19 protein-coding genes are annotated in these 20,329 nt (G+C 70.1%); 8 read left to right on the forward strand and 11 right to left on the reverse strand.

Annotated features, from left to right (window positions below):
* The first annotated feature begins 146 nt into the window (after nucleotides 1–146).
* The 3 genes from ABD378_RS24675 (at nucleotide 147) to ABD378_RS24685 (ending at nucleotide 3,399) form a co-directional block, all read left to right on the forward strand.
* Nucleotides 147–1,430: a LolA family protein gene (locus tag ABD378_RS24675; RefSeq protein WP_344523825.1), complete on the forward strand. Its 1,284-nt coding sequence runs from the start codon at nucleotides 147–149 to the stop codon at nucleotides 1,428–1,430.
* Between the two features lie 120 nt (nucleotides 1,431–1,550).
* The gene (locus ABD378_RS24680; protein WP_344523860.1) at nucleotides 1,551–2,498 is read left to right on the forward strand and encodes an ABC transporter ATP-binding protein; all 948 of its coding nucleotides are present in this window, start codon (nucleotides 1,551–1,553) and stop codon (nucleotides 2,496–2,498) included.
* Nucleotides 2,485–3,399, forward strand: coding sequence for an ABC transporter permease (locus tag ABD378_RS24685; RefSeq protein ID WP_344523827.1), 915 nt, complete (start codon nucleotides 2,485–2,487; stop codon nucleotides 3,397–3,399). The genes ABD378_RS24680 and ABD378_RS24685 overlap by 14 nt, the downstream gene beginning before the upstream one ends.
* Nucleotides 3,400–3,423: 24 nt before the next feature.
* Here the strand turns inward: ABD378_RS24685 and ABD378_RS24690 are convergent, their stop codons facing one another.
* The 4 genes from ABD378_RS24690 to ABD378_RS24705 form a co-directional block, all read right to left on the reverse strand.
* Nucleotides 3,424–4,005: a flavodoxin family protein gene (locus ABD378_RS24690; protein ID WP_344523829.1), complete on the reverse strand. Its 582-nt coding sequence runs from the start codon at nucleotides 4,003–4,005 to the stop codon at nucleotides 3,424–3,426.
* Nucleotides 4,006–4,130: 125 nt separating this feature from the next.
* Nucleotides 4,131–5,072, reverse strand: a complete 942-nt coding sequence (locus ABD378_RS24695) for a M28 family metallopeptidase (protein ID WP_344523831.1) — start codon at nucleotides 5,070–5,072, stop codon at nucleotides 4,131–4,133.
* Nucleotides 5,073–5,195: 123 nt separating this feature from the next.
* Nucleotides 5,196–6,764, reverse strand: coding sequence for a hypothetical protein (locus tag ABD378_RS24700; protein WP_344523833.1), 1,569 nt, complete (start codon nucleotides 6,762–6,764; stop codon nucleotides 5,196–5,198).
* 160 nt (nucleotides 6,765–6,924) lie between these two features.
* Nucleotides 6,925–7,794: an AraC family transcriptional regulator gene (locus ABD378_RS24705; protein ID WP_344523835.1), complete on the reverse strand. Its 870-nt coding sequence runs from the start codon at nucleotides 7,792–7,794 to the stop codon at nucleotides 6,925–6,927.
* Nucleotides 7,795–7,874: 80 nt separating this feature from the next.
* Here ABD378_RS24705 and ABD378_RS24710 point away from each other — a divergent pair, with 80 nt between their 5' ends.
* Nucleotides 7,875–8,732, forward strand: coding sequence for an NAD(P)H-binding protein (locus ABD378_RS24710; protein WP_344523837.1), 858 nt, complete (start codon nucleotides 7,875–7,877; stop codon nucleotides 8,730–8,732).
* 227 nt (nucleotides 8,733–8,959) lie between these two features.
* Here the strand turns inward: ABD378_RS24710 and rarD are convergent, their stop codons facing one another.
* Both rarD and ABD378_RS24720 read right to left on the reverse strand, forming a co-directional pair.
* Nucleotides 8,960–9,955: an EamA family transporter RarD gene (gene rarD / locus ABD378_RS24715; protein WP_344523839.1), complete on the reverse strand. Its 996-nt coding sequence runs from the start codon at nucleotides 9,953–9,955 to the stop codon at nucleotides 8,960–8,962.
* A gap of 113 nt (nucleotides 9,956–10,068) precedes the next feature.
* Nucleotides 10,069–10,929: an SDR family oxidoreductase gene (locus ABD378_RS24720; RefSeq protein WP_344523841.1), complete on the reverse strand. Its 861-nt coding sequence runs from the start codon at nucleotides 10,927–10,929 to the stop codon at nucleotides 10,069–10,071.
* 91 nt (nucleotides 10,930–11,020) lie between these two features.
* Between ABD378_RS24720 and ABD378_RS24725 the strand changes: the two genes are divergently transcribed.
* Nucleotides 11,021–11,392: a winged helix-turn-helix transcriptional regulator gene (locus ABD378_RS24725; protein ID WP_344523843.1), complete on the forward strand. Its 372-nt coding sequence runs from the start codon at nucleotides 11,021–11,023 to the stop codon at nucleotides 11,390–11,392.
* Between the two features lie 36 nt (nucleotides 11,393–11,428).
* Here the strand turns inward: ABD378_RS24725 and ABD378_RS24730 are convergent, their stop codons facing one another.
* The 5 genes from ABD378_RS24730 to ABD378_RS24750 all read right to left on the reverse strand — a co-directional run bounded on the left by ABD378_RS24730 (nucleotide 11,429) and on the right by ABD378_RS24750 (nucleotide 18,370).
* Nucleotides 11,429–12,511, reverse strand: a complete 1,083-nt coding sequence (locus ABD378_RS24730; protein ID WP_344523845.1) for a 2-oxoacid:ferredoxin oxidoreductase subunit beta — start codon at nucleotides 12,509–12,511, stop codon at nucleotides 11,429–11,431.
* Entirely contained in the window at nucleotides 12,504–14,435 is a 1,932-nt protein-coding gene (locus ABD378_RS24735) for a 2-oxoacid:acceptor oxidoreductase subunit alpha (RefSeq protein ID WP_344523847.1), read from the reverse strand. The genes ABD378_RS24730 and ABD378_RS24735 overlap by 8 nt, the downstream gene beginning before the upstream one ends.
* Nucleotides 14,436–14,713: 278 nt before the next feature.
* Nucleotides 14,714–15,373: a LuxR C-terminal-related transcriptional regulator gene (locus ABD378_RS24740; RefSeq protein WP_344523862.1), complete on the reverse strand. Its 660-nt coding sequence runs from the start codon at nucleotides 15,371–15,373 to the stop codon at nucleotides 14,714–14,716.
* A gap of 221 nt (nucleotides 15,374–15,594) precedes the next feature.
* A complete protein-coding gene (locus tag ABD378_RS24745) occupies nucleotides 15,595–16,953 on the reverse strand; it encodes a sensor histidine kinase (protein ID WP_344523849.1) in 1,359 nt (452 codons plus the stop codon).
* Between the two features lie 226 nt (nucleotides 16,954–17,179).
* A complete protein-coding gene (locus ABD378_RS24750) occupies nucleotides 17,180–18,370 on the reverse strand; it encodes a sensor histidine kinase (protein WP_344523851.1) in 1,191 nt (396 codons plus the stop codon).
* 275 nt (nucleotides 18,371–18,645) lie between these two features.
* On the opposite strand from ABD378_RS24750, the gene ABD378_RS24755 reads away from it, so the two are divergent.
* From ABD378_RS24755 to ABD378_RS24765, 3 genes are all read left to right on the forward strand, one after another.
* Nucleotides 18,646–19,035 (forward strand): NADH-quinone oxidoreductase subunit A, encoded by a 390-nt coding sequence (locus ABD378_RS24755; protein WP_266863289.1) that lies wholly within the window; start codon nucleotides 18,646–18,648, stop codon nucleotides 19,033–19,035.
* Nucleotides 19,026–19,715 carry an NADH-quinone oxidoreductase subunit B gene (locus ABD378_RS24760; RefSeq protein ID WP_344523854.1) on the forward strand — a complete coding sequence of 230 codons (690 nt, stop codon included), beginning with the start codon at nucleotides 19,026–19,028 and terminating at the stop codon, nucleotides 19,713–19,715. Before ABD378_RS24755 ends, ABD378_RS24760 begins: the two co-directional genes overlap by 10 nt.
* Nucleotides 19,712–20,329: NADH-quinone oxidoreductase subunit C (locus ABD378_RS24765; RefSeq protein WP_344523856.1), on the forward strand; the 618-nt coding region annotated here is incomplete at its 3' end. The genes ABD378_RS24760 and ABD378_RS24765, both read left to right, overlap by 4 nt.

Raw genomic sequence — 20,329 nt, forward strand, 5'->3', positions numbered from 1 at the left:
TCTGGCTGGCCGATTTGGTCGTATAGACAACAGCAAGGTGCAGCAAGAACAACCACTCCTGACCTATTCGGGTGAGAATGGCGGCGCGGGGTGGACGCACGCACGTACTGGGAAGGCCGCCGCCGACCACGGAGGTAGGGCACACAATGGCACCGTACGAACCGGAGCAGAACACCAGTGAGACCGGGGAACTGCGCGCAGGCCGCCGCAAAGCGGCGCGCTATGTAGTCCCCGTCGCGGTGGCGGGGGTGGCGGCGGCGACCATCGGGCTCGTCCCGGCGCTCGCGACGTCGGGCGACCCCAAGCTGCCCGATGTCACCGCACAGGAACTCATCGAGAAGATCGCCGCGTCGGACACGGAGCAGCTCTCGGGCACCGTGAAGATCAGCACCGACCTCGGCCTTCCGTCCCTCGGCGGCGACCTGGCCGGCGGCTTCGCTCCGGGCAGCGGCTCGGGCGGCGGGGGCAAGGGCGGGGACGGCGAGGGCTCGGCCGCGGACCCGCAGTCCAAGCTGATGGAGCTGGCGTCCGGCACGCACACGCTGCGCGTCGCCGCGGACGGCCCCGACAAGCAGAAGCTGTCCGTCCTTGACGACGCCGCCGAGTACAGCCTGATCCACAACGGCGACGACGTGTGGGCGTACGACAGCAAGTCGAACGAGGCGTACCACTCCAAGTCCGCGGGCAAGGCCACCGGTGAGGACTCCGGAGACAAGGACCTCCCCAAGGGCGTCCCGTCCACGCCCAAGGAGCTGGCCGAGGAAGCACTGAAGGCGGCCGACGACACGACGTCGGTGAAGGTGGACGGCACCGCGCAGGTCGCGGGCCGCGACGCCTACCGCCTGGTCATCAAGCCCAAGCAGTCCGGCTCGACGGTCGGCCAGATCACGGTCGCGGTGGACTCCAAGACCGGTACGCCGCTGAAGTTCACGCTCACTCCGTCGGGCGGCGGCAGCGCGGTCGTCGACGCGGGCTTCACCAAGGTCGACTTCGGCAAGCCGGCCGCGTCGACCTTCGACTTCACGCCGCCCAAGGGCGCGAAGGTCACGCAGGGCGATGACGCCAAGGCCGAGAAGCACGGCTTCAAGGACGGCGGCAAGGAGTTCGGCGGCAAGGAGTTCAAGGGCAAGGAGTTCAAGGGCAAGGAGTTCAAGGGCGAGGAGGACCTGAACGGTCTGAACGTCATCGGCAAGGGCTGGACCTCCATCGCCGAGCTGAAGATGCCGGGCGGCCAGGGCCTCCCGACGGGCGGCTCCGGTGACGCGCAGCGGCTCCTCGACTCGCTGGGTGACAAGGTGTCGGGCGAGTTCGGCTCGGGCACGGTCTTCAAGACACGCCTGATCAACGCCCTCATCACCGAGGACGGCAAGGTCTATGCCGGCGCGGTCACCAAGGACGCCCTGGTGAAGGCGGCGAACGCGGCCAACTAGCGCGGTGCGGCTGGACGATTGAGCGGCGGGTCCGAGGTGCCGGGCAGGTACCTCGGACCCGCCGTCACGACTTCGAGCGGGGAGGGCAAGGTGCCGAGCACCAGCATCAGCACCGGCGGTATGGCGACGGAGAGTGTGATCGAGACCGACACGCTCACCAAGCGCTACGGCAAACAGCTCGCCGTGGACCAGCTGAGCCTCACCGTCCCCGCGGGCAGCGTCTTCGGGTTCCTCGGGCCGAACGGCTCGGGCAAGACGACCACCATCCGGATGCTGATGGGCCTGATCGAGCCAACGTCCGGCCGGGCCAGGGTCCTGGGCCGCCCCATGCCGCGCGACACGCGCTCCGTGCTTCCGCACGTGGGCGCGCTCATCGAGGGCCCCGCCCTCTACGGCTTCCTCTCCGGCCGTGACAACCTCCTGCGGTACGACGCCGCCGACCCGACCGCCGACCCGCGCACCCGCCGTGCCCGCGCCGAATCGGCCCTGGACCGCGTGGGGTTGACGGCCGCCGCGGGCAAGAAGGCGAAGGCGTACTCGCTCGGCATGAAGCAGCGCCTCGGCCTGGCGGCCGCGCTGCTCCAGCCGCGCAGGCTCCTCGTGCTCGACGAGCCGACCAACGGCCTCGATCCGCAAGGAATGCGCGAAATCCGGGCTCTGATAAGGGAGTTGGCATCGGAAGGCACGACCGTCTTCCTCTCCTCGCACCTCCTGGACGAGATCGAGCAGGTCTGCACGCATGCCGCGGTGATGGCCCAGGGCCGCCTGATCACCCAGGGCCCGGTCGCCGAACTGGCCGCCGGCGCGCGGGGGCGCCTTGTCGTGACGACCCCGGACACGGGGGACGCGGCCCGCGTCCTGAAGGAGCTCGGCGTGACGGATCTCGTCGTGACGGAGGACCGCGTGACGGGCGAGCCACCGGGCGCGGAGACCGGCATGGACCTCGCGGAACTGAATGCCGCCCTGGTCGGGGCGGGCGTACGCGTACGGGGCTTCGGCGTTGAACGGGCCTCGCTCGAGGACGCGTTCGTGGCGCTGACGGGGGAGGGGTTCGATGTCGCGGGCTGAGGTCGTCGACGTGACGGAAGTCAGCGACGTACGAGAGAGTGGCGACGTACGCGAAGTGCGGCGGATCTGGACCTTCGGGCTCTTCCGCAGCGAGCTCGGCATCACCTTCCGCCGCTGGCGCACTCTCGCCCTGCTCGGTGTGCTGGCCGCCGTGCCGATCCTCGTGGGCGTCGCCGTCAAGATCGAGACCAGCGACGGCTCGACGGTGGGCGGGGGCGGCGAGGCGGGGGGCCCTGCGTTCATCGCGCAGATCACCAACAACGGCCTGTTCCTGGTCTTCACCGCGCTCGCCGCGACCCTCCCCTTCTTCCTGCCCATGGCGGTCGGCGTCGTCGCGGGCGACTCCATCGCGGGCGAGTCGAGCGCGGGGACGCTGCGCTATCTCCTGGTCGCCCCGGCGGGACGGACGCGCCTGCTGCTCGCCAAGTACGCGACGACGATGACGTTCTGCCTGGTCGCGACGCTCGTCGTGGCCGTCTCGGCGCTCGCCGTCGGGGCGTTGCTCTTCCCGTTCGGCGAGGTCACCACGATCTCCGGCACCCGGATCGGTTTCGGCGAAGGACTGCTGCGCGCCCTGCTCATCGCCCTCGTGGTCGCCGCGTCACTGATCGGTGTGGCGGCGCTCGGTCTCTTCGTGTCGACGCTGACCAGCAGCGGCATCGCGGCGATGGCGACGACCGTCGGTCTGCTCATCACGATCCAGATCCTCGACCAGATCCCCCAACTGCACGCCATCCAGCCGTACTTCTTCTCGCACTACTGGCTGTCCTTCGCGGACCTGATGCGTGAGCCCGTCTACTGGGACGAGCTGGTCAAGAACCTCGGCCTGCAGGGCCTGTACGCGGCCCTGTTCGGCTCGGCGGCGTGGGCGCGGTTCGGGGCGAAGGACATCACGGCGTAACGGGCCTCAGCTCCCTCAGCTCCCTCAGCTCTCGTAGGGGAAGCGCGCCATCTGCGGCTCCTGTGCGAAGAACGTCTTGGCCTCGGTGAGCGCCGGCTCGTCCTTCAGTACGTCGCCGGGCTTGCTGCCGTTGCCGAGCAGTACGCCGCCGAAGCGCATCCCGAGGTACGCGGCGGAGTTGCGCAGAGAGCCGACGAGCGGATCGGCGACGGCCGGCTCGTCGTCGGCCAGTGCCGTCACGCCCCACAGGGTGCGCCCGGCCATCGTGCCCTTGAAGTCGACGCCGGGAATGCGCAGCCAGCCCGACCAGTAGTCGAGGTAGCGCTTGGTGGTGGCCGAGACCGAGTACCAGTACAGGGGCGACGCGATCACGATATCGGTCGCCTCGACGGTCGCGTCGAGCAGCGTCGCGGCGCTGTCGCCGGACGGGCGGACGTAGTCGCTGTCGTGGCGGAGGTCCTCGAAGTCGGGCAGCGGGTGGTCGGCGAGGTTCAGCCAGCGCTGCTCGACGTCCGACGGGAGCTGTTCGGCGGCCCGGCGGGCCAGGATCTCCGTGTTGCCCTCGGGGCGGGCGCTGCCGAGCACGAAAAGGAACTTGCGGGTCATGGGGTCCCCCTGGACACATAAGGCCGGATACATAAGTCCGGATACACAAGGCGGCTGCTGATTACCTGCGTGTGCACTATATGCACGCGCAGGTAATCGCGTCCAGGGGTTACTGGAGCCGAGCCCTAGGCGGAGAGCCCCCACACCGCGTACGCCACGGCGTCGCTGTTGTGGTTGAGCGCGGCCCCGTCGATGTTCGACTCCGTGTCGCAGGCGGAGTGGTAGCACTTGTCGAACGGCTCACCGGCCGTGCCGCCCCAGTTCTGGGCCTGCTCGGCGGTCTTCTCGTAGTCGGCGCCGCTGAACAGTCCGCCGACCGGAATGCCCGCGTCCTTGAACGGGGCGTGGTCCGAGCGGCCGTCGCCCTCCTCGTCGGGCTCCGTGGCGAGGTCGAGGCCGCCGTAGAAGTCCTTGAAGGTCTTCTCGATCGTGGGGTCGTCGTCGTAGACGAAGTAGCCCGGGTTCGGGGAGCCGATCATGTCGAAGTTCAGGTAGTCCTTGATCTTCGAGCGCTCGTCGGCGGGCAGCTTGTCGACGTAGTGCGAGGAGCCGACGAGCCCCAGCTCCTCGGCGCCCCACCAGGCGAACCGCAGGTGCTTGGTGGGCTTGTACTGCTCGCGCGCCACGGTGAGCGCGGTCTCCAGGATCGCGGCCGAACCGGAGCCGTTGTCGTTGATGCCGGGGCCCGAATCGACGCTGTCGAGGTGCGAGCCCGCCATGACGACCTGGTCGGCGTCGCCGCCGGGCCAGTCGGCGATCAGGTTGTAGCCGGTCTTGCCGTTGGAGGTGAACTCCTGGAGCGATGTGGTGAATCCGGCCTCGTCCAGCTTGCCCTTCATGTAGTCGACGGAGGCCTTGTAGCCCGCGCTGCCGTGGGCGCGGTTGCCGCCGTTGGACGAGGCGATGGACTGGAGCTGCGAGAGGTGGGCCTGGACGTTGGCCACGGGGATGTCGGGGGCGGCCGCCGTGGGGGAGGGGGCCGCGGAGGATATCGCGCTGGTGGTGAGGAGTCTGGCGACGGCTATGACGGCGGCTGCCGTGGCACGTCCGGGAACGGAGAGCTTCATGTGGGGGGCTCCGTGTTCTGTTGGATCGTTCTCTTGGGTCGTTCGTACCGTGGGGGTACGCCAATTCCGTGAACCTCGAACGGAATTGGCGTGCCTGATGGTGCGGGTGAGCTTGACCGTGCGTCAAGAGCGCATATCGGTCGACGTGTTCCGCAGGGCGGTCGTCGGCGGTACGAGCACCGTCCAGCCGGGGGCGTAGGTGTCCGGCACGGGGTGGCGCCGCCAGTCGCGGGCCCAGCGCGGGGGTTCCTTCCCGCGCAGGACCAGGGCGGCGGGCTGCCGCCGGTCACCCTGGTGGGCGGCCGAGCATCCGGAGACGTACGCGATGGGGATCACCGAAGCGTTGCCCTCCAGGAGACACGGGGCGCGGACCCCGTGCTCGTACAGGACATCGGTGATGCGGGCCCAGTCGCCGCGGGCGCCCGCCTGGATATGGGCGTTGCCGAAGGCGAGCGGGAGCTGGACCGCCAGGTGGGCGACGAGGAGGGCGGCGATGGCGACGGTGACGGCGCGCTTCGCCCGGTCGGCGAGGGCGAGGAGACCGAGGGCCGCGGGGATCGCGAGGAGGGCGTGGGTGGGGAGCAGGAAGCGGGGGGCGCCGTAGGGGACGAGGAGGAGATAGGGGAGGGCGGCGGCCGACGCGACGGCCACGGCGAGCCAGAGCGCGCGGCGGGTCGCCACCTCCCGGGCGGTGTCGGCCAACCCGTCCTCGGTCCGCTTCATCTGCTCGGTCTGCTCGGTCTGCTCGGTCCGCCCTGTGGCGCCGCTCGCCCTCCCCGTGGCCCACAGCCCGGCGGCCACGAGCAGCGGCAGCAGGATCCACCACTCGGCGGCCACGATCCTGAGCTGGTCGGCGCCGCACGGGCGGCAGAGCAACGGGCCGTCCAGCGCGGTGAACTGGGCCTCGATGGCGGCGAGGGGACGCAGCCCACCCTGCACGTCGCTCGCGGCGGTGAGCCGTTCGCGTACGCCGCCGAAACGGACGTACGCCTCGACGACCCACGGCAGCAGCCCGGCCACGACGCCGCCGACCACGGCCAGGACGCGCCCCCACGTCCGCCAGGCGGGCACGAGCAGGGCGGCGACGAGCAGCGGGAGGGCGACGGCGGCACCGTCATTGGGGCGCATGAGGGCGGCGACGGCGAGCCCCGCCGCGATCCCCGCGTGGGCGAGGCGCCCGGGGCTCGCCGAGAGGAAGAGGCCGACCGCGGCCGTGATTCCCATGGCGGTGTAGTGGTTCGGCATCGCGGCGTTCGCGTAGAACAGCGCGAACCAGAGGCTTCCGTAGAGCCCGGCGGCCACGCCGACGGCGGCGGGACGGTGCGCGAGGACACGCAGCCAGGGGCGGAAGCCGAGGTAGAGGGCGGCGGTCGAGAGCAGCGTCAGCCACACCCTGAGCAGGACGGTCGAGTCGCTCCAGGCCGCGACCGGAGAGATGAGCAGCGGGACGCCACGGGTGCGGGGAGCGCTGAAGGGGGTGGCGGGCGCGTACGGCGGGAAGCGGCTCGCGTAGACGATCTCGTCCCAGCCGAGGGTGAGGGTGAGCGGGACGAGAGTGAGGGAGAGGAGGGCGAAGGCGGCGCAGGCGGCGAGGAGGGGGAGGTCGTCGCGGGCGGAGAGACGGCTCGGGAGACGGCCGGAAAGGCGGCCGGAGAGACGGCTCGGGAGGCGGCCACTCAAACGCGTCGTCACGGCCACGGGGGGTCTCGACCTCCTGCCGGATTCGGTCAGGTCATGTCGCTCGTCATATCGCTCGACATGTCACTTTCGGGCATATCTGATCGCTTCTGGGTGAAGGTAGCGATGATTGCGCCGAAACCGCAGGAGGTGGGGCCGACGTGTCCCACGGCGGTCAGCCCGTCGCCCGGAGTGAGGCGGAGGGTGGTCGACCGGTGGTCAGTGAGGCGCGGTAGCCGGTTGGGGCGATGCCTCGGATTCGTTTGAAGGCGTCGCTGAAGCTGAACCCGTCCGCGTATCCGACCTGCCCGGCCACGGACGCCACCGTCGCGCCCGGCTCCGCGAGCAGCTCGGCGGCGAGCGTCATCCGCCACTCGGTGAGGTACGCCATCGGGGGCCTGCCGACCAGCTCGGCGAAGTTGCGGGCGAACGCCGCGCGCGACACCTGGGCGCGTGCGGCGAGCGATGCCACCGTCCACGGCCGCGACGGTTCGTCGTGCATGGCGTGCAGGGCAGGGCCGACCACCTCGTCGCCGAGCGCGCGGTACCAGGCGGGCGGGCAGGCGTCCGGCAGGTCGAACCACTCACGCAGGGTGCAGGCCAGCATCCAGTCGAGCATCCGGTCCATCACGTACTGGCGCCCCGGCCGGTCCGCGGCCACCTCCCCGGCGATCAACTCCAGGATGGGCATGCAGTCCTCGCCCGCGGGGACGACCAGGAGCGGCGGCAACATGCTGACCAGGCGCCGGCCCACGGCACTGTCCAACTGGTAGGCGCCGGTGACGAGTTCGCACGCGTCGGAGCCGCCCCCCGTGGCGCGGAGCGTGAACGGGGCCGTCGTGCAGACCACGGCCGCGTCCCCCTCCCGCAGGGTGCGCGGCTCACCCGACCCGGCAGCGATCCGCGCCGCACCGCCCACCACCGCGATCAGCGTCAGCGCGGCCCCCTCGCTGTGCTCCGACTCCCAAGGCCCGCTCAGCACCGCGCGGTTGAACAGCGCGCCGTCCGCGCGTACGCCGCGCAGCAGATCCCCCAGTGCGTCCATGTGGCCACCGTAGACGGACTCCCATCCGCGCGAGACGAACGCCCATGTCTCCCTCGCTCCGCACGCGATTGGCTGTGCCCATGACCGAAAACAAGGCACAGGCAGCGCAGACAGTGAATTCGACCATCCTCGTGCTCGGCGCGACCGGCAAGACGGGCCGCCGCGTGGTCGCCCGGCTGCGGGACCAGGGCCGGACCGTGCGCGCGGCGTCCCGCTCCGGCGAGACCCGCTTCGACTGGACCGACCGCGCCACCTGGGGCCCGGTCCTGGAGGGCGTGTCGGCCCTCTACCTGGTCGGCCCGCCCGACCCGGAGCCGATCGCCGACTTCGTTGACCAAGCCGCGGCGGCGGGCGTACGCCGCTTCGTGGTCCTGTCAGGGCGGGGCGTCGAGGTGTTCGGCGACTCCTTCGAGCCGTCCATGGCGGAGGCGGAGCGCGTGGTGCGCGAGGCGGGCGTGGACTGGACGGTCATCCGCCCCAACAACTTCTCGCAGAACTTCGACGAGGACATCTTCGCCGCGCCCCTCCTCGAAGGCCGCCTCGCGCTGCCCGTCGGCGACGTGCCGGAGCCGTTCATCGACGTGGACGACATCGCGGACGTGGCCGCCGCGCTGCTCACCGAGGACGGTCACACGGGCCGGGTCTACGAACTCTCCGGGCCGCGCGCGCTGACCTTCGCCGACGCGGTCGCGGAGCTTGCGGAGCGTTCGGGGCGCCCGATGAGGTTCGAGGACATCACGCCGGACGCGTACGTGGCCGAGCTGACGGCAGCCGACGTCCCCGCCGACACGGCCCGGGCCCTCGCGAACGTCCTCGCCTGGCTGGCCGAAGGCCACAACGCGACGCCGGTGACGGGCGTACGGGATGTCCTGGGCCGGGAGCCGCGTGACTTCAGCACATACGCGAAGACAGCGGCGTCGGCGGGGGCCTGGGCCTGAGTGCCCTACCGGGGGCGCCCCGTAAGGGGCGCGGGGAACGGCGCGCCCAGCCACAAGGCACCCGCTGAAGCAAGCGAACAGGGCGCCCCGTAAGGGGCGCGAGGAACGGCGCGCCCAGCCACAAAGCACCCGCAGAAGCAAGCAAACAGGGCGCCCCGTTAGGGGCGCGGGGAACGGCGCGACCAGCCACGAAGTACCCGCAGTCGAGAGCGGCAGAGGCGGCAGCGTCAAGCCGCGGGCTCAGTCTCCCGCCCCGCGGCGGAGGAGGAGGACGACGCCGCCGCAGCCTCCCGCGCAGCGGCTAGCCGACCCGCATGACGCCGCGCGCCGCGCACCGCATCCCAGGTCAGCAACGTCAACGCCAGCCACACGAGCCCGAACCCGGCCCACCGCTCGGGCGGCATCGCCTCATGGAAGTACAGGATGCCGAGCACGAACTGGAAGACGGGCGCGAGGTACTGCAGCAACCCCAAGGTGGAAAGCGGCACCCGGATCGCGGCAGCGCCGAAGCAGACCAGCGGAATGGCGGTGACCACACCGGTCGCCGCAAGGAGAGCCGCGTGTCCGACGCCCTCCGAGCCGAACGTGGCGTCGCCCCGCGCACTCAGCCACACCAGGAACCCGACCGCGGGCAGGAACTGGATAGCGGTCTCGGCGGCCAGCGACTCCAGGCCGCTGAGGCCCACCTTCTTCTTCACCAGGCCGTACGTGGCGAAGGAGAAGGCGAGGCAGAGCGAGATCCACGGCGGCTGCCCGTACCCGAAGGCGAGTACGAGGACCGCCGCGAGGCCGACGGCGACGGCCGCCCACTGCACGGGGCGCAGCCGTTCGCCGAGGAGCAGGACGCCCATCGCGATGGTGACCAGGGGGTTGATGAAGTAGCCGAGGGAGGCCTCCACGACGTGGCCGGAGTTCACGGCCCAGATGTAGACGCCCCAGTTGATCGTGATGACCGCCGAGGCGATCGTCACGAGACCCAGCTTGCGCGGCTGCCGGATCAGCTCGCCCGCCCAGGCCCAGCGCCGCACGGCAAGCAGCGCGACGCCGACCACGACGAGCGACCACGCCATGCGGTGCGCGAGGATCTCGCCCGCCCCGGACGGCTTGAGCAGGGGCCAGAAGAGGGGCACGAGGCCCCACATTCCGTAGGCCGCGAAGCCGTTCAGGAGTCCTATGCGCTGTTCGCCCTTCGACTGCTCAGCTGCAGCTGCGGCAGCGTCCACGGCCCCTCCTTGGTGCACGGCAGCCCCACGCTGCCCTCAAGAAGGTATCGGCACGGACGTCCCTCTGTCATGCCCGTCTCACGAAAACGGTCATGACCTCCGTCTCGCCCGCGTCAGCCCTTGAGCGCGGCCGAGATCGCGTCGGCGACAGGCGTCGTCGGCCGCCCGATGAGCCGGGCCAGATCACCGCTCGTACCGGCGAGCAGACCCCGCTCGATCGCCGAGTCCACGTCGACCAGGATCGTGGCGAACTGCTCGGGAAGACCGGCGCCGGTCAGGATCGCGTGGTTCTGCTCGGCGGGGACGTTCGCGTACGAGATGTCCTTGCCGGTCTGCCGGGCGATCTCGGCGGCGTACTCGGCGAGGCTCCACGCGACGTCACCGCTCAGCTCGTACGCCTTGCCCTCGTGGCCGTCGCCGGTCAGTACGGCGACCGCGGCAGCCGCGTAGTCGCCGCGTGCGGCGGAGGCGATCCGGCCCTCGCCCGCGGAGGCGACGACGGCGCCGTGCTCCAGGACGGGCGCGAGGTTGGCCGTGTAGTTCTCGTGGTACCAGCCGTTGCGCAGGAACGTGTGCGGCAGGCCGGATTCGAGGATGAGCCGCTCGGTCTCCTTGTGCTCGGCCGCGAGGCTGAAGTCGGCGTCGGGTCCGCCGAGGACGCCGGTGTACGCGAGCAGTGCGACGCCCGCCGCACGCGCGGCGTCGATCACCGCCGCGTGCTGCGGCACGCGCTGCCCGACCTCGCTGCCGGAGATCAGCAGGACCCTGTCGCCCGCGGCGAAGACGCCGGCGAGGGTCTCGGGCGCGCTGTAGTCCGCGATCCGCAGCTCGACGCCGCGCGCGGCCAGATCGGCGGCCTTCTCCTTGTCGCGGACGACGGCGGCTATCTGCCCGGCGGGCACCCGCGCGTCGAGCAGCCCGTCGATGACGAGACGGCCGAGGTGTCCGGTGGCTCCGGTGACGACGATGCTCATGTCTGAGATCTCCCTTTGGTGAGGTTCTGACGATGAGCCTACGTCTAGCGCTAACTATTGGAAAGTACCCACTTTGAAGTAAGGTACGGGCATGGCAGTAAGTAACTGGAACCTCGGAGACGAGGGGATGTGCCCGCAGCGCCTCGTCCTGGAACACGTCACGAGCCGCTGGGGCGTGCTCGTCCTGATCGCCCTGGACGAGCGCTCGTACCGCTTCAGCGAGCTGCGCCGGGCTCTTGGCCGGGTCAGCGAGAAGATGCTGACGCAGACCCTGCAGACCCTGGAGCGTGACGGCCTCGTGCACCGCGACGCCAAGCCGGTCATTCCGCCGCGCGTCGACTACTCACTCACCGATCTCGGGCGCGAGGTCGGCGCGCAGGTCCGGGCGCTCGCCGAGTGGACCGAGCGGCGCCTGGGGGACGTACAGAAGGCGCGTCAGGTGTACGACGAGGCCCGGTCCTGAAGGATCAGAACCGGGCCTCGGGACAAGCGGGTTGAGCTAGCCGACGACGGTCCAGGTGTCGCCGCCCGCGAGCAGCGCGGCCAGGTCGCCCTTGCCGTTCTGCTCGATGGCGGTGTCGAGCTGGTCGGACATCAACGTGTCGTAGACCGGGCGTTCGACGTTGCGGAAGACGCCGATGGGGGTGTGGTGCAGCGTGTCGGGATCGGCCAGCCTGGACAGCGCGAAGGCCAGCGTCGGGGACGTCGAGTGCGCGTCGTGGACCAGGATCTGGGACTCGGTCTCCGGCGTGACCGGGACAACCTTGAGATCGCCGGTCTGCGGGTCGCGGACGACGCCCTTGGCGCCGTCGGCTCCGAAGCGGATGGGCTGTCCGTGCTCCAGGCGGATGACGGCTTCTTCGGCCTGCTGCTTGTCCTTCAACACCTCGAAGGCGCCGTCGTTGAAGATGTTGCAGTTCTGGTAGATCTCCACCAGCGCGGTGCCGGGGTGCTCAGCGGCTTCGCGCAGCACCGAGGTGAGGTGCTTGCGGTCGGAGTCGACGGTCCGGGCCACGAAGGAGGCCTCGGCGCCGATCGCCAGCGACACCGGGTTGAAGGGCGCGTCCAGCGAGCCCATCGGCGTCGACTTAGTGATCTTGCCGACTTCCGAAGTCGGGCTGTACTGGCCCTTGGTGAGGCCGTAGATCCGGTTGTTGAACAGCAGGATCTTGAGGTTGACGTTGCGGCGCAGGGCGTGGATGAGGTGGTTGCCGCCGATGGACAGGGCGTCGCCGTCGCCGGTGACGACCCAGACGCTCAAGTCCCGTCGGCTGGAGGCGAGTCCGGTGGCGATGGCGGGGGCGCGGCCGTGGATGGAGTGCATGCCGTAGGTGTTCATGTAGTACGGGAAGCGGGAGCTGCAGCCGATGCCCGAGACGAAGACGATGTTCTCCTTGGCCAGGCCGAGTTCGGGCATGAAGCCCTGCACGGCCGCCAGGACGGCGTAGTCACCGCAGCCGGGGCACCAACGCACCTCCTGATCGGACTTGAAGTCCTTCATGGACTGCTTGGCCTCGGCCTTGGGCACCAGAGAAAGCGCTTCGATCGTGCTCCCGGTGCCTTCGGTCTTCGTGTCAGCCATTGATGGCCTCCTTGAGAGCCGTGGCGAGCTGCTCGGCCTTGAACGGCATTCCATTGACCTGGTTGTACGAGACCGCGTCCACGAGGTACTTGGCGCGGAGCAGTGTGGCGAGCTGCCCGAGGTTCATCTCGGGAATCACCACCTTGTCGTAACGCTTCAGGGCCTCGCCCAGATTCCGGGGGAAGGGGTTGAGGTGGCGCAGATGAGCCTGCGCGACGCTCTCGCCGGCCGCGCGCAGGCGGCGTACCGCAGCGGTGATGGGGCCATAGGTCGATCCCCAGCCCAGGACGAGCAACTTGGCGTCGCCGTCCGGGTCGTCGACGTCCAGGTCGGGGACTTGGATGCCGTCGATCTTGGCCTGGCGGGTGCGGACCATGAAGTCGTGGTTGGCGGGGTCGTAGGAGATGTTGCCGGTGCCGTCCTGCTTCTCGATGCCGCCGATGCGGTGTTCGAGGCCGGGCGTGCCGGGGATCGCCCACGGACGCGCCAGCGTCTGCGGGTCGCGCTTGTAGGGCCAGAACACCTCGGTGCCGTCGTCCTCGGTGTGGTTGGTGCCCGAGGCGAACTGCACGCGCAGGTCCGGGAGTTCATCGGTGTCGGGGATCCGCCACGGCTCCGAGCCATTGGCCAGATAACCGTCGGAGAGCAGGAACACCGGAGTGCGGTAGGTGACCGCGATCCGGGCCGCCTCGATCGCGGCGTCGAAGCAGTCGGCCGGTGTCTTGGGTGCCACGATCGGCACCGGTGCCTCGCCGTTGCGCCCGAACATGGCCTGCAGCAGATCCGCCTGCTCGGTCTTGGTCGGAAGTCCGGTGGAGGGCCCGCCGCGCTGGATGTCCACCACCAGCAGCGGCAGTTCCAGCGAGACCGCAAGCCCGATGGTCTCCGACTTCAGCGCCACGCCGGGGCCGGAGGTCGTGGTCACCGCGAGGGAGCCGCCGAAGGCCGCGCCCAGGGCGGCGCCGATGCCCGCGATCTCGTCCTCGGCCTGGAAGGTGCGCACCCCGAAGTTCTTGTGCCTGGACAGTTCGTGCAGGATGTCGGAGGCCGGAGTGATCGGGTACGAACCCAGGTAGAGCGGCAGATCCGCTTGCTGACCTGCGGCGATCAGGCCGTAGGAGAGGGCCAGGTTTCCCGAGATGTTGCGGTAGGTGCCGGTCGGGAAGGCGTGGGAGGCGGGAGCGACCTCGTAGGAGACCGCGAAGTCCTCCGTCGTCTCCCCGAAATTCCAGCCCGCGTGGAAGGCCGTGATGTTCGCCTCGGCGATCTCCGGCTTCTTCGCGAACTTCGCCCGCAGGAACTTCTCCGTCCCCTCGGTCGGCCGGTGATACATCCACGACAGCAGACCCAGCGCGAACATGTTCTTGCTGCGCCCCGCGTCCTTGCGCGACAGGCCGTGCGACTTCAACGCCTCGACCGTCAGCGTCGTCAACGGCACCGGATGCACGCTGTAGCCGTCCATCGAGCCGTCCTCCAGCGGCGACACCTCGTAGCCGACCTTGGCCATCGCCCGTTTGGAGAACTCGTCCGTGTTGACGATGATCTCCGCGCCCCGCGGCACATCGGCGATGTTCGCCTTCAACGCCGCCGGGTTCATCGCCACCAGCACGTTCGGCGCGTCACCCGGCGTGAGGATGTCGTGGTCGGCGAAATGCAGCTGAAAGGAGGAGACGCCCGGCAGGGTCCCGGCAGGAGCACGGATCTCGGCGGGAAAGTTCGGGAGTGTCGAGAGGTCGTTCCCGAAGGACGCCGTCTCCGAAGTGAACCGGTCACCGGTGAGCTGCATACCGTCACCGGAGTCACCCGCGAAGCGGATGATCACCCGGTCCAGACGGCGTACATCCTTCTCACCAGCAGGCTTGCGCTGCTCTCCGACGACTGTCCCATCGGCCTGCTCGGCTGGGCTACTGACCTGGCTGGTCACTGAACTGGACCTCCCTCGGGCGGCTGAGCGGGAAGGGCTGGGCGACCGGCCTCCCCAAGGCCCACCCTACGTCTGTAAGGGTCGCCTTCCTGGGGTAGATCGCATGACGGACACGCTTTTGAGACGCTTCAATGCCCTGTTTTGTCATGGTCTGCCTCGCCCCCCGGCCCGTCATGGAAGACGCCCCCACTCATCCTTTGGTTCTAGGACTGTTCTCCGCGCTCATGCTGTTGCCGTTGCTCCTGCGGGTGCCAAATACCTGACAGGGTGTCAGATTGCTAGGAGTTGAGATAGGTGAGGACCGCCAGCACACGCCGGTGATCCCCGTCACTCTGGGAGAGCCCCAGCTTCAGGAAGATGTTGCTGACGTGCTTCTCGACCGCGCCGTCGCTCACCACCAGCTGCCGGGCGACCGCGGAGTTCGTCCGCCCCTCGGCCATCAGACCGAGTACCTCGCGCTCGCGCGGTGTAAGCCCCGCGAGGACATCCTGCTTGCGGCTGCGGCCGAGCAGCTGCGCCACGACCTCCGGGTCGAGCGCGGTGCCGCCCTGCGCGACGCGCACCACCGCGTCCACGAACTCGCGCACCTCGGCGACGCGGTCCTTGAGCAGATAGCCGACGCCACGGCTGGATCCGGCGAGCAGCTCGGTCGCGTACTGCTCCTCGACGTACTGGGAGAGGACGAGCACCCCGAGGCCCGGGAACTGGTGGCGCAGATGGACCGCGGCCCGCACCCCCTCGTCGGTGTGCGTCGGCGGCATCCGCACGTCGGCGACGACCACGTCGGGCAGCGCGCCCGTCGAGGAGAGTTCGTTGACCGTCTTGATCAGCGCGTCCGCGTCGCCCACCCCCGCGACGACGTCGTGCCCGCGGTCGGTCAGCAACCGGGTCAGGCCCTCCCTCAGCAGCACTGAATCCTCGGCGATGACGACCCGCACTTTGTCCTCCACGTCCACGGCCCCCCGGCATATTCGGTTCTGGTCTGTCCCCCGGCACCTCAGTATCGCGCCTACGAAGGGGCGTTACGGCGTTCACGGACAACCGCTTGCCCGTGTTCGCTCATGGCGGGGCACGGCAGAACCCACCCGACCGCCCGTGCTGCGGGCGATCGGGTGGGTGAGGGCAACGATCGGGTGGGTGAGCGGAACAAGTTCCGCGGCTACGCCCGCCAGGGCAGCTCCGCCGTCACGGTCGTGGGCCCGCCCACGGGCGAATCCACGACCAGGATCCCGTCGACCGCGTCGAGCCGCTCGGCGAGCCCCGCGAGACCGGAGCCACTGGTCACATCCGCGCCCCCCGCCCCGTCGTCGGAGACCTGCAGCATCAGCCGGTCCTCGACCTGCCAGACGTCGACCGAGCCACGGGTCGCCCGCGCGTGCTTGCTGATGTTCTGCAGGAGCTCGGAGACGGTGAAGTACGCGATGCCCTCGATCGCGGCGGCGGGACGCGCGGGCAGGTCCACATCGACCTGGACAGGGACCGTGCACCGGGCGGCGAGCGAGGAAAGCGCCGCGTCCAGGCCGCGGTCGGTGAGGACCGCCGGGTGGATGCCGCGGGCCAGGTCGCGCAGCTCCTGGAGGGCGACCTTCACCTCGCCGTGCGCCTCGCCCACCATGCGCGCCGCGGCCTCGGGGTCCTCCGTCAGCTTCTCCTTGGCCAGGCCCAGGTCCATGGCGAGCGCGACCAGGCGGGCCTGTGCCCCGTCGTGCAGGTCGCGCTCGATGCGGCGCAGGTCGGCCGCCGCCGTGTCGACGACGACACCGCGGTCCGACTCCAGCTCGACGACGCGGGTCGCCAGGCTCGACGGGCCGAGCAGGCCGACGACCATGACGCGGTCGACGGTGGTCAGGGCCCGGATGATCCAGGGGGTGGCGAGGGTGATCAGCAGGCCGGTGAGGGCGGTGGCGCCGATCTCGAAGGGGTTGTCCAGGTAGATGCGGTGGTTGTCGTCGCCGTAGAGCTGGATGCCGCCCTGGCCCCCGTACATCGGGAAGAGCCACTGCCACAGCGGGTACGTGAGCATCATCCAGCCGTAGGTCCAGAAGGCCACCGACACGGTGAAGGAGAAGACCGCCCACGGCATGTGGAGGATGGAGTAGAGGACGTGCCGCCAGGAGACACCGCTCTTGATCACGGCGCCCATCCACGCCATCGCGCCGCCGCCGTTCTTGGGCCGCAGCGGCTCCGGGTTCGCGACGTCCACGCCGAGCAGCGCGCGTGCCCGCACCCGCTCCAGGGAGCCGAAGCCACGGCAGGCGGCGAGCCCGGCGGCGAGCACCGGGATGCCGATGAACGTGATCAGCAGGCCGGCGCCGAGCGACAGCATCGTGACGGCGAACACGAACGTGACGATGCTGATCGGCAGGCTCAGCAGCACATAGCCGAATTCCTTCCAGGCGCGGGCCTCGATCGGCGCGCGCAGCCCGGCGGGGATACGAGGCCGCCGCTCATCGAGGTCGGATCCCCGGAACTCCGAACGGTTCATGCGCCCGTACTCCTGTCCGTACTCCGTGGCCATCGGTGTCGTCCGTTTCTGCTCGGTCCGCCCGGTCGTGGGCTGCGTCGGCGTCGTACCCGCCGTGCGGGTTCGGCGTCGTACCTGCCGTGTGGGTTCGGCGTCGTACCTCAAGACTGCTGGCCGGGCGTGATCGGGACCATGTGGTGCGTAGGTGTCTTGGACCGGGGGTTTTCCCTACCCCGAGGGCTGTCCCGACCCCGGGCGTCGTCCCTGCGCGGCGCGGGCATCACCCGCGGGCATCGCGGTCCCGGTCCCGCCACGGCAGCTCCGCGGTGATCGTCGTGGGCCCGCCCTCCGGGGAATCGATCACGAACAGACCGTCGACCGCGCCGAGCCGGTCCGCGAGCCCCGCCATGCCCGTGCCCCCGTCCAGGCTCGCGCCGCCCCTGCCGTCGTCCCAGACCTGGATGAGCAGCCGCTGGTCGGTGCGCCACACCTCCACGGACGCCGTACGCGCCCCGCTGTGCTTGCTGACGTTCTGCAGCAGCTCGGAGACGGTGAAGTACGCGCTGCCCTCGATCGCCGCGGCCGGGCGCGACGGCAGATCGGCGGTCACCTTCACCGGGACCGTGCACCGGGCGGCGAGCGAGGAAAGCGCCGCGTCCAGACCGCGGTCGGTGAGGACCGCCGGGTGGATGCCACGGGCGAGGTCGCGCAGCTCCTGGAGGGCGAGCTTCACCTCGCCGTGCGCCTCGTCGACCATCGCCGCCACCGTGTCGTCGGCCTGGCCCTCCAGGAGCTTCTCCTTGGCCAGACCGAGCCCCATGGCGAGCGCGACCAGGCGGGCCTGTGCCCCGTCGTGCAGGTCGCGCTCGATGCGGCGCAGGTCGGCCGCAGCCGTGTCGACGACGACACCGCGGTCCGACTCCAACTCGACGATGCGCCGCTCCAGTTCGTCGGAGGGCGAGAGCAGCCCGCGCACCATCGCGCGGTCGGCGTTGGTCAGTCCGCGCACGATGTAGGGGAGCACGGGCCACAGCACGAAGAGCCCGACCAGGCTGACGGTGAACGTCACCACGCCCCAGGGCAGCCGCATGAACGAGTACAGCATCGTGCGCCAGCCGACCGGATCCTTCAGGCTCGACCACAGCCAGCTGAAGAAGCCGTGCCCGCGCTGCTTCGGCATCGGACTCGGCTCGTCGATCCGCAACCCGAGCAGCTTCCGTGCCCGGGCCCGCTCCGACTTGCCGATCAGCCGCGCGCCGAGCAGCGCGCCGGCGAGCAGCGGCAGGCCGATGACCGTCACGGCGAGGCCGCCGCCGGCCGCGAGGGTCACGACCACGTAGACGAAACCGGCCACGCCGAGCGGGAGGTTGGCGAGGAGGTGCGCGATCTCCTTCCAGGTCTGCCGGTCGTACGCGGCGAAGCGCGCGGGCGGCGGCGGGGACGTGGACGAGGACATGGCGCGTGCGGTCATAAGCGCTAGGGTGCACGGCTCGACGCCGCGATGCCATGAGGAGGACCGCCCGGACACCCGGGGGATAACCCCACCCGTCCTGTCCCCGGCGGTGCCACATCACGAGCGATCAGTCCTTGCCGATGCGTGACGCTCTGCTTACCTCGCCTTTAGCAGGCCCTAGACTCCCGTGCGTACAGATCGTCGAACAGTGATCAGTGGCCAGTGATCGGTGACCAGTGATCCGTGTCTGTGCCAGAGGGCGGTCAGGAAGTATCAGGGAGTGAGGGGCTGACGTGCACGTGACGAACGTCGCGGCGAGCTACTACCAGTCGTACTCCGTCGTCGGACTGCTCGCCGTGGTCGGCGTGCTGTTCGTCGCTGTCGCCTTCGGCGCGGGGCGGCTGCTGCGCCCCGTAGTGCCGACACCCGAGAAGCTCCTGACGTACGAGTGCGGCGTCGACCCGGTCGGCGAGGGCTGGGCCCACACCCAGGTCCGCTACTACGTCTACGCGTTCCTCTACGTCATCTTCGCCGTCGACTCGATCTTCCTCTTTCCATGGGCGACGGTTTTCGCCGCGCCCGGCTACGGTGCGACGACGCTGGTGGAGATGTTCATCTTCCTCGGTTTCCTGACCGTGGGCCTGCTGTACGCATACAAGAAGGGCGTCCTCACATGGACGTGACCCCGGAGCCCGACATGGACGTGACCCCGGAGCCCGTGCTCCTGCCCGAGCCGACACTGCTCCCCACGCCCGAGCCGCAGAAGCTTGGCGTGCTCTCGCGCCTGGCACCCGAGCCGATGAAGGTGGTCCTCAACTGGGGCCGCCGGTACTCGTTGTGGGTCTTCAACTTCGGCCTCGCCTGTTGCGCCATCGAGTTCATCGCCGCCTCCATGGCCCGGCACGACTTCATCAGGCTCGGCGTGATCCCGTTCGCGCCCGGCCCGCGCCAGGCCGACCTGATGGTGGTGTCGGGCACGGTGACGGACAAGATGGCCCCTGCCGTGAAGCGCCTGTACGAGCAGATGCCCGAGCCGAAGTACGTCATCTCCTTCGGCGCCTGCTCCAACTGCGGCGGCCCGTACTGGGATTCGTACGCGGTGACCAAGGGCGTCGACCAGATCATTCCGGTCGATGTGTACGTACCCGGCTGCCCGCCCCGTCCCGAAGCGCTCCTCCAGGGCATCCTCAAGCTCCAGGAGAAGATCGCGGCGGAGTCGCTGGGCGAGCGGTACGGCTATGGCAAGGGCAACGGCGGTGGGGCCGGCGGTGGCAACCGGCCTTCGACGGCGGCTCTCCAGAGCGGACTCGTGAAGCCGCCGGTGGTGCCGGGTGCCTCGACGCCGGGGGAGGGGAAGGCATGACCGGCTGGCTGCCGAGCCCTGTCGAGGAGCTCTTCGGCGCGGAGGCCACGGCCGACGAGTCGTACGACCTGTTGACGGTCGACGTCCCGCCGAGCTCCTGGATCGCGGCGCTCGAAACCGCGCGCACGACCCTGACCTGCACCTACTTCGACTGGCTGAGCGCTGTCGACGAGCCGGGCACGGGCTTTTTCGTCTCGGCCCACGTCGTCGCCCTCTCTCCGGTACGTCGCCTCCTCATCCGTACGACCGTCCCGCACGACGCCCCGGTCCTGCCGACCGCGGTCGACGTCTACGCGGGCGCGGCGTGGCACGAGCGCGAGACGCACGAGATGTTCGGCGTCGACTTCGCAGGCCACCCGCACCTGGTGCCGCTGCTCCTGCCGGACACCTTCGAAGGCCACCCCCTGCGCAAGGACTTCGTCCTGGCGGCCCGGGTCGCGAAGGCGTGGCCCGGCGCGAAGGAGCCGGGGGAGTCGGAGCACGGCGGGCCCAAGCGCCGCCAGATGCTGCCTCCCGGTGTACCCGACCCGAACGAATGGGGCCCCCTGAAGGGCCAACTCCCCGCGGCCCCGGCCCGCCCGGCCCGCGGCACCGCCCGCGCGGCAGGCGACCGC

It is taken from the genome of Streptomyces rectiviolaceus (assembly GCF_039533825.1).
GTDB classification, from domain to species: Bacteria; Actinomycetota; Actinomycetes; order Streptomycetales; family Streptomycetaceae; genus Streptomyces; species Streptomyces rectiviolaceus.